A 12959-nucleotide genomic window follows, 5' to 3' on the forward strand; every position below is an offset into this window, starting at 1 on the left:
GCCGCCGGTCACCGTATCCGCACTTCGACGAAGAAGGCAGGACATGTCCCTCCTCTCACGCAGAGCCTCTCGGCTGCTCGCGGCACTCACGATCAGCGTCATCGCCGCAGCAGGATCGGTGGTGGTCGGCCAGACCGCCGACGCCGCCACCAGCTACCCCTACACGCTCGCCTCCGACAAGATCCGCGCGAGCTTCGCCGCGGACGGGTCGATGCAGTCGCTCAAGATCGTCGGCGACCTACACGACACCGAATACCTGATGAACCCGGACAGCGCTCCGGAGCAGGCCCGCGAGACGAACAGCAAGTACCGCCAGTGGTTCGGGAACCTGATGTTCTCCTACGCGAACGGCACGGGAGCAGTGTCGACCACCGGTGTCGGCGCGAACCCCTGGAAGACCGCGTGGACCTCCCAGTCGGCCGACGGCCGCACCGTCTCGGCGACGTCGAGCAGTGTGACGGTCACCCACCAGAACTCCACCAACGCGGAAGGCGTGAAGGGCTTCACCGTCACCGAGACGTACTCTCTCGCCTCCGACGGCTCCCTGGTCTGGAAGCAGGACGTCAAGAACACCGCGGCCACGCAGCTCGTCATCGGCGACTGGGGTGTCCCCGTTCCCGGCAACGAGTTATGGAGGCAGGGCGACTCGATCTACGAGACCCGGGTCCTCACACACTCCTACGTGGGTAAGAACGGCTCCTACGTCACTCTCGAGCGTCCCAGCGGCCAGGGCCCGTTCATCGCCATGACCGCCGACACCGCATCCGGCTCCGGCTTCGAGTACCAGGACCGCTGGCGCACCGAGGAAGTCGGCAACACCTCCTGGGCCTGGAACTCGGCGAACGAGAGCTCGAACATCAAGGGCCTCAACATCTACTACCCGCACTCCACCGCGATCCAGAAGACCAACCGCGGCTACCTCAGCTCCACCAGTGTCGCCATCGCGCCGGGCGCGACGAAGAGCTACACCTATCGCATCGGCAAGGTCGATGACGACGCAGCACTCAAGCAGACGATGTTCGATCGAGGGCTGCTCGACACCACGGTCGTCCCCGGACTCATCGTGCCCATCGACCGGCGCGCAGAGATGGCGTTCCGGATCAAGGGCACCATCACGTCAGTCACCGCGCGCAACCGCAACGACCTCAAGGGGTCAGCGCCCACGAACCCCGTCGTGACGTTCTCCCGGAGCAACGGCGACTACCGGATCTACGGGATGACCTTCGACCGCACGCAGCTGGGCGCCAACGACGTCACCGTCTCGTACACGGACCAGACCGGCGCCGCGCGGCAGTCCGTCCTCCAGTTCTCCGTGATCGACAGTGTCGCGGGACTCCTCGACACGCATGCGAAGTTCATGGTCGAGAAGACCCAGTGGAAGCCGTCCGACGGACTCTCCGCGAGCGACATCCGCAACTACACCTTCGACGACTGGATGATGAACGCCCCCGACGGCAGCCTCGCCACCACGACGAACGCCCCTCAGGGCCGCCGCAACGAGTACGCCGGCTACTACGGGCTCGGCGACGACTGGGGACTCCCGCACGGCCAGTTCCTCGCGGAGAAGCTCGTCGCCCTGCCCGACGCCACCCAGATCAAGGCCCTCGACGACTACCTCCAGAAGGCCGTCTGGGAGAACCTGATGGGGAACACGTCGCCCAGCGCCGCGCCGAAGTACACCGTCTACGACTTCTGGGAGCAGGGGAAGCCCGGCAGCCTGAACACCACGCCCGGCTACCGCGGCTACGCCTACCCGCACGTCTACAACACGTTCTTCGGCATGTACAACATCGCCAAGCAGAACCCCTCCGCGATCGCCTACGCCCACCCCGCTCAGTGGTACCTGACGACGGCGTACGGGATCTTCAAGGAGCTCTACGAGGGACCCGTCGCCTACAACTGGGAGACCGGACTCATGGGTGAGCTCTCGACACCCGATCTCATCGCCGCATTGCGCGCCGAGGGACTGGACACGCAGGCCAACGACATCGAAGCGAAGATGGCGATCAAGTACGCCAACTTCTCCTCCAACGCCTACCCCTACGGCTCCGAGTACAGCTACGACAACACGGGGGAGGAGGCGGTCTACACCCTCGCCAAGCTCAATGTGAACGACGACAAGACGAACGCCCTGCGCGTCATGCGCGACATCGTCGCCAAGACGGAGGCCGCCCGCGGACGCATGCCCGTCTGGTACTGGTACTCCGACCCCACCACCATCACGGGCGAGAACTGGTGGCAGTTCCAGTACAGCGCCTCCCTCGCCGGCTACACGATGGACGACTACATCAACCACACCGCAGCACTAGAGACCGGAACCACGGCCATCACCGCCGCGCGCCGCGCCGAGCTGCAGCGCCTGAACTACGCCGGCAAGGTCGCAGGACTCGCGACCATCAACTCCGGCCAGATCAGCAACGCGCCGGCCAACATCGGAGCCGCATCGTGGTCGTACCAGGCCGAGCGCGGCAACCTCGGCACCCTCGGGGTCGGCGGAGGCGCGAACGTCAAGCTGAACAACGGCTGGCGGGGCATGACCGGCGAGAGCGATCTCGGACTGTGGGGCACCCTGCAGACCCTCAGCGCCGACGTCGTCACCGATGACCCGATCTTCGGAGTCGTCGGATACGGAGCGGACGTCTCGCGGGACGCCTACTCCACCACCGTCATCCCGAAGGACGGCCTGCAGCGCCGCCTCAACCTGGTGACCCAGCAGCTGTCGGTCGACCTCGAGAACGACGCCTACTCGCAGGCGATCGTCGGCTCGAACAGCGCCGACCTGCGCCTGGACATGCTCAACCGCACCGGCACCGCACACTCCGGCATCGCGGAGGTCAGCGGCCTCGCGCAGGGCAGCTACGCGGTCATCGTGAACGGCGTGCGCCAGCGCACCGTCAACGTCTACCGGCCCGCCTCTCTCGCGGGAACGCTTCCCGCGCCGGTCCGCGTCCCGTTCGATGCGCCCGCCGGCAGCACGTACATCGTCCACCTGGTCTCGACCGCCCCGGGCGCGAATGCGGCGCCGACCGTCAACGCCGGACCCGACCAGGCCGGGCTGTCCCTCGGACTCGATCCGATCCAGCTCAGCGGATCCGCCTCCGACGACGGACTCGGCTCGCCGAACGGAACCCTGACGACGCAGTGGAGCGTGCAGTCTGCTCCTGCCGGTGCCACCGCGACCTTCGCGTGGCCGACTGCTCGCCGCACGTCTGCGTCGGTGAGTACCGCCGGCAGCTACGTGTTCGCACTCCGGGCAAGCGACGGCGTCCTTGCGACCACCGACACGGTGTCCGTGACCGTTCAAGCCCTGCAGCCGCTCCCGGCCGACTGGGTGACCTACACCTTCGACTCATCGTCGAACGGCACCGTCCCCGACGCCTCCGGCAACGGCAACGCGCTCGCGCTCAAGGGGACGGCGGCAACCTCCACCGACGGCACGGCGAGCGTGCTGCGGCTGAACGGAAGCGACGGGGCCTTCGCCCAGCTGCCGTCGGACATCCTGTCACGCTCGAAGGACCTGACCATCTCGATGAGGGTGAAGGTCGATTCGATCTCCACCTTCAGCCGGCTGTTCGACTTCGGCAGCAGCACCCAGAAGTACGTGTTCCTCACGCCGAAGTCGACTGACGGGAAGCTAGGGCTCGCCCTCACGACCTCCGGTAATGGAGCGGAGACACGGATCTCGACGAACTTCACGATGCCCGCTGGGCAGTGGACCGACATCAAGGTGACCTTCAAGGCGAATACGAACGGCACGACGACGGGAACGATCTTCGCCAACGGAGTGCAGGTCGGGCAGAACACCGCCATGCCGCTCGCTCCGAAGGACCTAGGCCGCACCAGCGGCAACTTCCTCGGCAAGTCGCAGTTCCCCGACCCGTACCTCGCCGGCAGCTTCGACAGCTTCGAGATCGACGGAGTCGTGCGCTAACGACACCCGTAAGACCAGCGCTGAACCGCTCGTCGCCCCCTCCTCACGCGGCGACGAGCGGTTCAGCACCTCTTCCCGCGCACAACTTCTGCGCATCAGCCCTCGCCCGCTGGCGCCACCGAGGGGCGAGCTGGTTGAGGTTGCTCGAGACGTACCCGATCGTGCTGCGGATGTTCATCAGATCCGCGGCAACTGACTTGAACTCCGCGTCCGTGATGACCGCGTCCTCGGCCGTCGCGGACTCGAACGGGGAAGTGCGACGCCCGCAGCGGGTCGAGCAGGCTGTCGCCGGCGACTACTCGCCGTCCTTCGCCCTCGCGCTGATGCAGAAGGACGCGGGGCTGATCCAGGCCTACGCGGACAGCGTCGGCGCACCCGTCCCCGGCGTCGCGACGGCCCGCCACTACATCGACGAGGCGATGGCCGCCGGCTTCGGCGGGGAGAACGCCTCGGCGCTGATCAAGGCGATCGCCGCGGAGGCCGACGTCGACCTGACCCGGCGCTGACCCTCCGCCCCGGGGTGCCCCTGCCCGGCCGTGACGGCCGCCGCAGGGGCTCCCCCGGCACCCTCCCCGTCCCGGCCGCGCCGCGTGCTTCACTGGAGGGATGACCACGCGTGACGACCACATCGCCGACTTCGCCGAGTTCCTGACCGCCTCCCCCTCCTCGTACCACGCGGCCGCCGAGGCGGCACGTCGCCTCGAGGGAGCCGGATTCACGGGGCTGGACGAGACGCAGGCGTGGCCTGCGGGGCCCGGCCGGTACTACGTCGTCCGCGACGGCGCGATCATCGCCTGGCACCTGCCCGAGGGCTCCGGGGCGACCACGCCCTTCCGCATCCTGGGCGCCCACACCGACTCCCCCGGCTTCATGCTCAAGCCCCGGCCGACGATCGGCTCGAAGGGCTGGCTGCAGGCCGGCGTCGAGATCTACGGCGGCCCGCTGCTCAACTCCTGGCTCGACCGCGAGCTCGAGCTGGCCGGGCGCGTGGTCACCCGCGACGGCTCGACGCGCCTGCTCCGGACCGGCCCGCTGCTGCGGATCCCGCAGCTCGCGATCCACCTCGACCGCACGGCGAACGAGGGACTCACCCTCGACCGCCAGAAGCACACCGTCCCCGTGTTCGGCATCGGCGACGCCTCCGAGGTCGACCTGCTCCAGCTGCTCGCCGCGCACGCCGGGCTCGACGACGCCTCCGACATCGCCGGCTACGACCTGCTCACCGCCGACACGCAGGCGCCGCGCCGCTTCGGCCTCGACGAGATGTTCCTCGCCGCCGGTCGGATGGACGACCTCAGCTCCGTGCACGCCGGCCTCGTCGCACTCCTCGCGGCGAGCGCCGATCCCGCGGCGCCGCCCGCGCACATCAGCGTGCTCGCCGCCTTCGACCACGAGGAGCTCGGCTCGGCGAGCCGGTCCGGAGCGAGCGGGCCGTTCCTCGAGGACGTCCTCTCGCGCATCGGCACGGCCCTCGGCGCCGGCGTCGACGAGCGCGCCCGGGCGATCGCCGCCTCCTGGTGCCTCTCGGCCGACGCGGGCCACTCCGTGCACCCCAACTACTCCGAGAAGCACGATCCCGCGAACCAGCCGGTGGCCGGGAAGGGGCCGCTGCTCAAGATCAACGCGACGCAGCGCTACGCGACGGATGCGCGCGGCGCGGCGCTGTGGGCGGGCGTCTGCGAGCGCGCCGGGGTCGGGTACCAGGAGTTCGTCTCGAACAACTCGGTGCCGTGCGGATCCACGATCGGCCCGCTGACCGCGACCCGGCTCGGCATCTCCACGGTCGACGTGGGAGTGCCGCTGCTCTCGATGCACTCGGCGCGCGAGCTCGCCCACGTGGACGACCTGGTCGCCCTGACCGCGGCGATCGAGGCGTTCTTCACTCCCTGAGCCGGGTCCGGCGCGATCGGGGTCCGCGGCGCCGCGCATTGTGCGGGCGGACCCTGCGACCCCGCGCAACCGCCAGGCGGACCCCCGGCTCCGCTCAGTCGCCGGGCGGCCGCCGGCGCTGCTGCTTCGTCTCGGAGCGCTGCTGCTTCGCGGCGAGCCGGCGGCGGGTGGAGCCGCGCGTGGGCCGGGTCGGGCGCCGCGGGGCGGAGGGCGGCGCGAGGGCCGCGGTGATGATCCCGCGGAGCATCTCGAGGGCCGTCTCGCGGTTGCGCAGCTGCGAGCGCTCCTGCGCCACCGTGACGGTGACCGCTCCGGAGACGAGCCGCCTCCCGAGGCGCTCGAGCAGGCGCGCGCGCTGCTCGTCCGAGAGGGCCGTCGACTCCTCGACGCTCCAGGTGAGCTGCACGCGGCTGTCGGAGGTGTTCACGTGCTGCCCGCCGGGCCCGGAGGAGCGCGAGAACCGCCACTGCAGCTCCGATGCGGGGACGACGAGCCCCGGCCGCACCTCGAGATCCATGCGGCAAGCCTGGCACGCGCCCACCCCGGAGCGGGAGCGCCGGCGATCCGCTCCCGGGTGCGGTGTCCTCTTCCGGACGTGTCCGCTACAGGCTCTTGTCCCCGCAGTGGTCACGTCCGGACCCTGGAGAGGTGCCCGGGCGGGCGCGTCGGCCGACTCCTCACTGCCACCCGAAGGCGTCGAGGGGTCGGCCGCACGGCTCGGTCCCGCGGGAGCTCAATCGCGCGGCACCGTCTCGGCGAGGTCGATCTCGCCGTCGTCCAGCGCTCCCGGCTCGAGCGCCTCCGGATCGTCGAGCACCGACTCGCCGGCACCGGCGTCGCCGTCGCGGGTGCGCGAGTCCGCCGCCCACGCCGTGCCGAGCGCGAAGAGCGTCGCCACTCCGTAGTGCTCCATCGCGGCGGCCACGCGGCGGCGGCCGGTCCGAGGGTTCATGCCGAGCCGGTGCGACGCGGTCTCGAGCGTGACGCCCTGGCGCATCAGCCGGAGCAGCGGCAGCCAGCTCTGGTCGACGGCGCCGATCGGAGCGGCCTGCCGCCACAGCACCTCGAAGTACGACTCGACCAGCCCCGCCAGCGCCGCGTGGCGCACGCCGAGCACGCTGGTCGGCTTCGTCTCACCCCACTCGAACGGGACGGCGAGGTGGTCGCCGTCGACCCAGAACCAGCTCGGCGGGCTCTCGAGGAGCCGGTACTCGACGCCCGCCGCCTGGTACGCCTCCACCCGGGCGAGCACCCGGGGGTCGCGCGCGCCGGCGGCCGGCATGATGACGCGCACCCGGTCCTTCGCCGCGAGCGCGTGCCCGAAGCGGATCGCCCGCTCCGTCGGCGGATCGAGGAACCGCTCCACGTTCGGGAGCACCGCCACGAGCGAGCCGGAGTCGCGGCGGACGAGGTCGAACCAGAGGTCCTCGGACGCGTGCGGCCCGTGACGGAGGAGGGTCGGCACCGGATCCGTCGTGTCCTCGCCGACCCGCCAGGCGCCGAGCAGCATCGGCAGGCCCGCGACGACGCGCTCGATCCCGTCCAGGGACTCCCTGCCCGCCCGCCGCGCCGACTCGGTGTGCCGGGCGATGGCCGCGGCCGCCCACTCCATCGGCGCCGGGAAGTCGAGCTGCTCGCCCTCGCCGCCCATGAGCCCCCGGCCGCGGAGCCGCTCGATCGCCGCAGCGACCTCGGCCTCGTCGATGTGGGTCAGCTCCGCCGCGTCGGCCAGCGTCGCCGGCCGTCCCCGCAGCAGCGCAGCCAGGAGTCCGTCGTCGTCCATGCGTCTCCTTCGCCGTGGGCCGTCACCCGAGGGTGCCGTCTCCGCGGTCGAGGAGCAAGGGACGCGCGGCGGACGGCGGGGAGCGGCCAGGCGGGGGCGGGGGATGAACTCGTGACGAGCACGGCCCTCGGCTCACCTGAGGACTTCCAGCGGAGACCTTCTTCTTCGCTCTCGATCGCACTCTTTCGCAGTGGCGGCTCGTCACCGGGAAGGCGGTGGTCACTGCGGACGTCCGGGATCGATCAGGAGCGCGGTACTGCGGTCACTCGGACAGCAGCGGGATCGAGCGGCCCAGGCGCCTGCCGTACTCGGCGATGGCGCGGCCGACGGGGAGCCGCTCGGCCTCGTAGCGCTGGAGCGCCTCGTCGACCGGGTGCCGCGCGAGGGAGCCGGCGAGGGCCAGCGCGTCGCCCGCCGCCTTGGCCGCACCCATGGCCGTTTGCGGCCTTACCGTCACGGCGGCGTCACCGAGGAGGGCGACCCGGCCGCGGACCGTCCGCGGCGGGACGTAGTCGACGATCGCCTGCAGGAAGGGCTGCGGCTCGGCCAGGACGGCAGCCGCGAAGGGCGGCGGCAGGCGGTCGACCGCGTCCTCCTCGAGCCGACGGCGGAGATCGGGAGCGAGATCGCCGGGCGCGAGGGACACGCTCTCCGGCGGACGGCCCGACGACGTCATCACTCCGCGGAGGGCGTCCTCCGAGAGGGGCCGGTACCAGACCCAGTTGTAGCGCCGGCGGCCGGGCTCCACCTCGCCGGCGGGTCCGGGGACGAGGTAGCCGAGCATGTGCTCGCCGGGCGCGGTGTAGAAGGCGAAGCGCCCGAGCAGAGTCGCCGCGGCCTCGGCGGGGAGCGCCGACTCCGGGATCAGCCCGCGCCAGGTCGAGTAGCCGGCGTAGCGGTTCCCCCGCGCCTCGGGCGCGACCGCCGCGCGCACGACGGATCCGAGTCCGTCGGCTCCGAAGACGACGTCGAACTCCACGCCGCTCCCGTCGCGCAGCTCGACGACGACCGGGTCCGTCCCGGTCGAGGGGCGCACCCCGGCGACGGCATGGCCGAGGAGGTAGCGGTCGGCGGGGATCCGCGAGCGGAGCTTGTCGTAGAGGTGGTCCCACGACACCTGCGTCTGCGGGGAGGGGTCGCGGCCGATCACGCGCCCGGAGCGGTCGAGGGTGATCCGCTCGTGCGCGACGACGCCGACCCGCGCCTCGTCGTCGCGGCCGATCGCGTGCAGGAGGTCGATCAGGTCCTGCTGGGCCACCAGCCCGGCTCCCCGCCGCGACAGGCCTGTCGCCGACCGCTCGAGGACCGTCGCGCGGTGCCCGTCGCGGACGAGCAGGGCCGCGGCGAACAGTCCGCCGATCGAGCCGCCGACGATCCCGACGTCGAGCGGGCGCACCGCTCCTCCTGCTGCTATGAGCGCGACCGTACCGGCGAGCGGGCGGCGCCCGTTCCTACAGACGGCGGAACAGCGCCCCTCAGGCGCGGTCGTCCGCCCGGAGCGACCGGATCATCCCGCGGAGCAGGCGCGCCGCCGCCTGCCGCTCCTCCTCCGCGAGCTCCTCCAGCATCCGCAGCTCCACCCCGCGGACGGCGGCGGACGCCTCGGCCAGGCTCCGGCGTCCGCGCTCCGTGAGCCTGGCGGGGAGCGCCTTGCCGACCGGAGCAGCGTCGGGGCGGGTGACGACGCCGTCGCGCTCCAGAGTCTGCAGCAGGACGTTCATCGACTGCCGGGTGACGAAGGCGCCCCGCGCGAGCTCCGAGTTCGAGAGGCCCGGCCGCTGGGCGAGGAGCTCGAGGCAGGAGTAGTGGGTGACCGTCATCCCGAGCGGGCGCAGCACGGCCTCCATCGCCGCGCGCAGGGCGCTCGACGCCTCCTTGAGGAGGTAGCCGAGCGAGGTCTCGAGGTCGATGCCGTCTTGACTCATGTCAGTATTCTGACATACGCTCCTGTGTGTCAGAAATCTGACACAACCGAGGAGGAACCCCATGCCCGTCACCGGCCCCGACTTCGTCTCGCTCCAGGTCCGCGACCTCGCGGCGTCCCAGGCGTTCTACGAGCAGTACCTCGGCCTGGTCCGCTCGCCCGCCGGCCCGCCGCACGCCGTCGTCTTCGCGACGACTCCGATCGCCTTCGCCCTGCGCGACCTCGCGCCCGGCACCGACCTCGACGCCGCCTCCCGCCCCGGTGTGGGCGCCGCGATCTGGCTGCACGCGACCGGCGTGCAGGAGATCCACGACGCGCTCGTCGCCGACGGGCACCCCGTCGTCGCGGCTCCGATCGACGGCCCGTTCGGGCGCACCTTCACCTTCGCCGACCCGGACGGCTACCACGTCACCCTGCACGACCGCGCCTGAGCGGGACGGTGCGGACCGCGCCTGAGCTGAGCGGGGCAGAGCGGGACGGGACGGGGCAGAGCGCCTCAGCCCATCGCGCGCAGCTGGGCGGCGAAGAGGTGCAGCGAGCGGTCGACCTCGGGCAGCGCCGGCGTCCGGTTGAGGTGCCCGTGGGGCATGCCTACGGCCAGGTGCCCGGTCACGGCGACGCCCGCCTCCGCGAGCTGGCGCAGGAGCAGCTCGGCCGACCCCCGCAGCTCGTCGTACTCGTTCACGAGGACCGTGACCGGAGGCAGACCCGCCAGCGGCGCGGAGCCGGGCAGCGCCTCGACGGGGAGGTCGGAGATCCGCCCGAGGTAGGTGCGCACCATGCCCTCGATGCTCGACGGAGGAAAGCGGAGGACGGGCGGCAGCTCACGCAGCTCGGCCGCGATCGCGTCGTCGACGGCGGGGTTGGGGAAGTGGGCGAAGGGGTAGGCCAGGAGCACGTGCTCCGGCAGCCGCGCACCGGCGTCGCGCTCGCGGAGGACCGCGCCGAGTGCCAGGGCCGCTCCCGCGCTCGCGCCGCCGATCGCGACGGGCGTGGATCCGGACTCCGTGCTGCGGAGGTGCCGCCAGGCGGCGTGCACGTCGTCGAGCGGGACGGGGTAGCGGACGTCGGGGCCGGCGAGCCGGTAGTCGACGGAGACGACCCGGGCCCGCGCCCGGTGCGCGAGCTCCGCCGCGACGACGTGCGACTCGCGCATGTCGATGCTCCCGGCGGCGAACCCTCCTCCGTGCACCCAGAGCAGAGCGCGCTCGGGCGCGGCGGGCGAGTACACGCGCAGCGGGACCGGTCCGTGCGGGCCGGACGCCGTCTCCGTGACGACGTCGATCCCCTCGGGCAGCGACCAGGGCCCCGGATCCTCCTCGAACGCGGCCATGCGGGCGGTCTGCTCGGCGTCGAGCGGATACGCGAGGCCGGCCAGGAGGGGCAGCCGGGCGGCGAGGTACGGATCGAGCGGCATCGGCGCCTCCTGCGGGGTCGGGGTCGCGGACCACGCTAGCCCGGCCGCGGGTCCTCGAGCGGCGCCTACTCAGCCGCGTCTCTGCAGGAGCATCACGCCGTCCAGGAGCACGGCTGCCGTGCCGTCGGGAGCGGTCACGGCGCGCTCCCTCGTCTCGACGAGCTCCGCGGTCCACTCGGCGGGGTCGAGGGCCAGCTCGGCGAGCTCCTCCTCGGGGCCGACGAGGTGCATCGCTCCGTGGCGGTGGTCGTCGCCGCTCGCCCACGGCGGGGGCGCGGCGTGCGAGACGACGGCGAGGCGGCCGCCGGGAGCGACGACGGAGGCCGCCCGCCGCAGCACGTCGATCCGCGGAAACTCGGCCATCGAGTGCAGGAAGCTCGCCGTCACCAGATCGAACTCCCCCACGACCGGCCAGTCCTCGGCGAGGTCGGCCTGCACGAAGTCCACATCGGCGCCCCGCTCGGCCGCGGCCGCGCGCGCCCGGCCCAACGCCGTCTCGGAGAGGTCGAGCCCGGTGACGCGCCAGCCGAGCGACGCCAGCCACAGCGCGTCCGCCCCCTCGCCGGCGCCGAGGTCGAGGGCGCGGCCCGGCGGCACCGGACCGACCAGCCCGACCAGCGTCGCGTTCGGCCGGCCCGACCAGATCCGATCGGAGTCGGCGTAGCGCGCCTCCCACTGCTCGCGTGCGGTGCTCATGCTGCTCCTCGTCCCCGGGCGCAGGGGCACCCGCGTCGAGGATGCCGCGCCGCCGCTCCGGCCGCCAGCCGTCGTGCCGAACCGGCACGGGCACCCGTCCCGCGGACGACACGTCCGGACGGAGCCGCGGCGCCGCGCGGACCCGCCGGACGCACTTCCCCGACACGCCCCGCGCCGATTAGCGTCGGTGCATGGCCCTCCGACTCGAAGAGATCATCGTCGACTGCACCGACTTCCGGACCCTCGGGCACTGGTGGCAGGAGGCGCTCGGCTGGGACGTCGTGGACGAGGACGAGGACGGCATCGAGCTGCTCGCCCCGTCGGGCCGCGGGCCGAGCCTGCTCTTCCTCGACGTACCCGAGCGCAAGACCGTGAAGAACCGCCTGCACCTGGATTTCGTGCCGGACGACCAGGAGGCGGAGGTCGCGCGGCTGGTCGGCCTGGGGGCGACGCGGTCCGACGTCGGGCAGGGCGAGCAGTCCTGGGTCGTGCTCGCCGACCCGGAGGGCAACGAGTTCTGCATCCTCTCGGCGCGGGAGTGAGAGCGCTTCCACTTTCCAGGACGGTTGTCGGGAAAGCGCTTCCATGCGCATGCATCGAAAAAGATTCTGAAATGTCAAGGGTAGAACGATCGTTCTCGACTCCCTAGCATCGCCTCCGACGCGTTTCCCGACCGGGAGCGCGCGGAGCCGAGGAGTCACCGTGACCACCTACGACAGACCCGTCGCCGCCGTCGGCATGACGCAGTCGCAGCAGCAGGGCGAGCTGCTCGCCGGCCGCGCCCTCGAGAACCGCGCCTTCGGCCTCTACGCGTACGCCTACCGCCTCACGCTGTCGGACTCCGCGGCGAGCGCCGCCCTCCGCCACGCGGCGGTCACCGTCCGCAGCGGACGGCCGCAGGGACTCGACGACACGGGCGCCCTCGACCTGATGCGCTCCGAGGTCGGGCGCGCGAGCGTGCAGCGCGGCGGCTCCGCGATGGAGCGCACCGAGCAGGCCCCGCCGGCGATCCGCGAGGACGACCTGCTGCGCTCGGGCTTCCACCGCCGCCTGCACGCCCTGCCGACGCTCGAGCGCCAGGCCTGGCTGCTCCGGCACACCGGCGGCCACGACGTCGACGCGATCGCGGCGATGCTGCAGGAGCCGGCGGAGCGCATCCGCTCGGCCCTCGCCTCGGCCGCCCGCACGCTGGTCGAGGGCGAGCTGGCCGAGAGCGAGTCCGCGGAGTAGCGCGGCACGAGGTGCCCGAGAGACGCCGGGTCCAGCCGGCGGCGCCCCTCAGGCGTCTGGGACCCGGCCGCGACTCGGCGCGACCGGG

13 protein-coding genes are annotated in these 12959 nt (G+C 72.1%); 6 read left to right on the top strand and 7 right to left on the bottom strand.

The window, feature by feature from the left end:
- Positions 1–43 precede the first annotated feature (43 nt).
- Complete coding sequence (locus tag C5B93_RS04240; protein WP_104291873.1) at positions 44–3931, top strand: DUF5695 domain-containing protein; 3888 nt, start codon at positions 44–46, stop codon at positions 3929–3931.
- Positions 3932–3974: 43 nt separating this feature from the next.
- Here the strand turns inward: C5B93_RS04240 and C5B93_RS17590 are convergent, their stop codons facing one another.
- Positions 3975–4109: a hypothetical protein gene (locus tag C5B93_RS17590; RefSeq protein ID WP_258067579.1), complete on the bottom strand. Its 135-nt coding sequence runs from the start codon at positions 4107–4109 to the stop codon at positions 3975–3977.
- A 76-nt stretch (positions 4110–4185) separates the two neighbouring features.
- On the opposite strand from C5B93_RS17590, the gene C5B93_RS04245 reads away from it, so the two are divergent.
- Together C5B93_RS04245 and C5B93_RS04250 are read left to right on the top strand one after the other, a co-directional pair.
- Positions 4186–4437 (top strand): NAD-binding protein, encoded by a 252-nt coding sequence (locus tag C5B93_RS04245; protein WP_181027148.1) that lies wholly within the window; start codon positions 4186–4188, stop codon positions 4435–4437.
- Positions 4438–4537: 100 nt separating this feature from the next.
- Positions 4538–5821 (top strand): M18 family aminopeptidase, encoded by a 1284-nt coding sequence (locus tag C5B93_RS04250; protein ID WP_104291874.1) that lies wholly within the window; start codon positions 4538–4540, stop codon positions 5819–5821.
- Positions 5822–5915: 94 nt separating this feature from the next.
- On the opposite strand, the gene arfB is transcribed toward C5B93_RS04250, so the two are convergent.
- The 4 genes from arfB to C5B93_RS04270 all read right to left on the bottom strand — a co-directional run bounded on the left by arfB (position 5916) and on the right by C5B93_RS04270 (position 9529).
- On the bottom strand, positions 5916–6338 hold the full coding sequence (gene arfB, locus C5B93_RS04255) for an alternative ribosome rescue aminoacyl-tRNA hydrolase ArfB (protein WP_104291875.1): 423 nt from the start codon (positions 6336–6338) through the stop codon (positions 5916–5918).
- A gap of 216 nt (positions 6339–6554) precedes the next feature.
- Positions 6555–7604, bottom strand: a complete 1050-nt coding sequence (locus C5B93_RS04260; RefSeq protein WP_104291876.1) for a hypothetical protein — start codon at positions 7602–7604, stop codon at positions 6555–6557.
- Between the two features lie 262 nt (positions 7605–7866).
- Entirely contained in the window at positions 7867–9000 is a 1134-nt protein-coding gene (locus tag C5B93_RS04265) for an FAD-dependent monooxygenase (RefSeq protein WP_104291877.1), read from the bottom strand.
- 79 nt (positions 9001–9079) lie between these two features.
- The gene (locus tag C5B93_RS04270) at positions 9080–9529 is read right to left on the bottom strand and encodes a MarR family winged helix-turn-helix transcriptional regulator (RefSeq protein ID WP_104291878.1); all 450 of its coding nucleotides are present in this window, start codon (positions 9527–9529) and stop codon (positions 9080–9082) included.
- 61 nt (positions 9530–9590) lie between these two features.
- Between C5B93_RS04270 and C5B93_RS04275 the strand changes: the two genes are divergently transcribed.
- Entirely contained in the window at positions 9591–9959 is a 369-nt protein-coding gene (locus C5B93_RS04275) for a VOC family protein (protein WP_104291879.1), read from the top strand.
- A gap of 65 nt (positions 9960–10024) precedes the next feature.
- Here C5B93_RS04275 and C5B93_RS04280 read toward each other — a convergent pair whose 3' ends face one another.
- Both C5B93_RS04280 and C5B93_RS04285 read right to left on the bottom strand, forming a co-directional pair.
- Positions 10025–10945 (bottom strand): alpha/beta fold hydrolase, encoded by a 921-nt coding sequence (locus tag C5B93_RS04280; RefSeq protein WP_104291880.1) that lies wholly within the window; start codon positions 10943–10945, stop codon positions 10025–10027.
- Positions 10946–11014: 69 nt separating this feature from the next.
- Positions 11015–11641, bottom strand: a complete 627-nt coding sequence (locus C5B93_RS04285) for a class I SAM-dependent methyltransferase (RefSeq protein ID WP_104250487.1) — start codon at positions 11639–11641, stop codon at positions 11015–11017.
- A 191-nt stretch (positions 11642–11832) separates the two neighbouring features.
- Between C5B93_RS04285 and C5B93_RS04290 the strand changes: the two genes are divergently transcribed.
- Both C5B93_RS04290 and C5B93_RS04295 read left to right on the top strand, forming a co-directional pair.
- The gene (locus tag C5B93_RS04290; protein WP_104224051.1) at positions 11833–12183 is read left to right on the top strand and encodes a VOC family protein; all 351 of its coding nucleotides are present in this window, start codon (positions 11833–11835) and stop codon (positions 12181–12183) included.
- A gap of 160 nt (positions 12184–12343) precedes the next feature.
- Positions 12344–12871 carry a hypothetical protein gene (locus C5B93_RS04295; protein WP_104250488.1) on the top strand — a complete coding sequence of 176 codons (528 nt, stop codon included), beginning with the start codon at positions 12344–12346 and terminating at the stop codon, positions 12869–12871.
- Positions 12872–12959: the final 88 nt, after the last annotated feature.

It is taken from the genome of Rathayibacter sp. AY1A2, from assembly GCF_002930935.1.
Classification (GTDB): Bacteria; Actinomycetota; Actinomycetes; order Actinomycetales; family Microbacteriaceae; genus Rathayibacter.

What these genes read in the sequence shown, in the direction of transcription:
- C5B93_RS04270 (WP_104291878.1), bottom strand. Translation starts at nt 9,529, where the DNA reads ATGAGTCAAGACGGCATCGACCTCGAGACCTCGCTCGGCTACCTCCTC.
- C5B93_RS04280 (WP_104291880.1), bottom strand. Translation starts at nt 10,945, where the DNA reads ATGCCGCTCGATCCGTACCTCGCCGCCCGGCTGCCCCTCCTGGCCGGC.
- C5B93_RS17590 (WP_258067579.1), bottom strand. Translation starts at nt 4,109, where the DNA reads ATGAACATCCGCAGCACGATCGGGTACGTCTCGAGCAACCTCAACCAG.
- C5B93_RS04250 (WP_104291874.1), top strand. Translation starts at nt 4,538, where the DNA reads ATGACCACGCGTGACGACCACATCGCCGACTTCGCCGAGTTCCTGACC.
- C5B93_RS04240 (WP_104291873.1), top strand. Translation starts at nt 44, where the DNA reads ATGTCCCTCCTCTCACGCAGAGCCTCTCGGCTGCTCGCGGCACTCACG.
- C5B93_RS04260 (WP_104291876.1), bottom strand. Translation starts at nt 7,604, where the DNA reads ATGGACGACGACGGACTCCTGGCTGCGCTGCTGCGGGGACGGCCGGCG.
- arfB (WP_104291875.1), bottom strand. Translation starts at nt 6,338, where the DNA reads ATGGATCTCGAGGTGCGGCCGGGGCTCGTCGTCCCCGCATCGGAGCTG.
- C5B93_RS04275 (WP_104291879.1), top strand. Translation starts at nt 9,591, where the DNA reads ATGCCCGTCACCGGCCCCGACTTCGTCTCGCTCCAGGTCCGCGACCTC.
- C5B93_RS04290 (WP_104224051.1), top strand. Translation starts at nt 11,833, where the DNA reads ATGGCCCTCCGACTCGAAGAGATCATCGTCGACTGCACCGACTTCCGG.
- C5B93_RS04285 (WP_104250487.1), bottom strand. Translation starts at nt 11,641, where the DNA reads ATGAGCACCGCACGCGAGCAGTGGGAGGCGCGCTACGCCGACTCCGAT.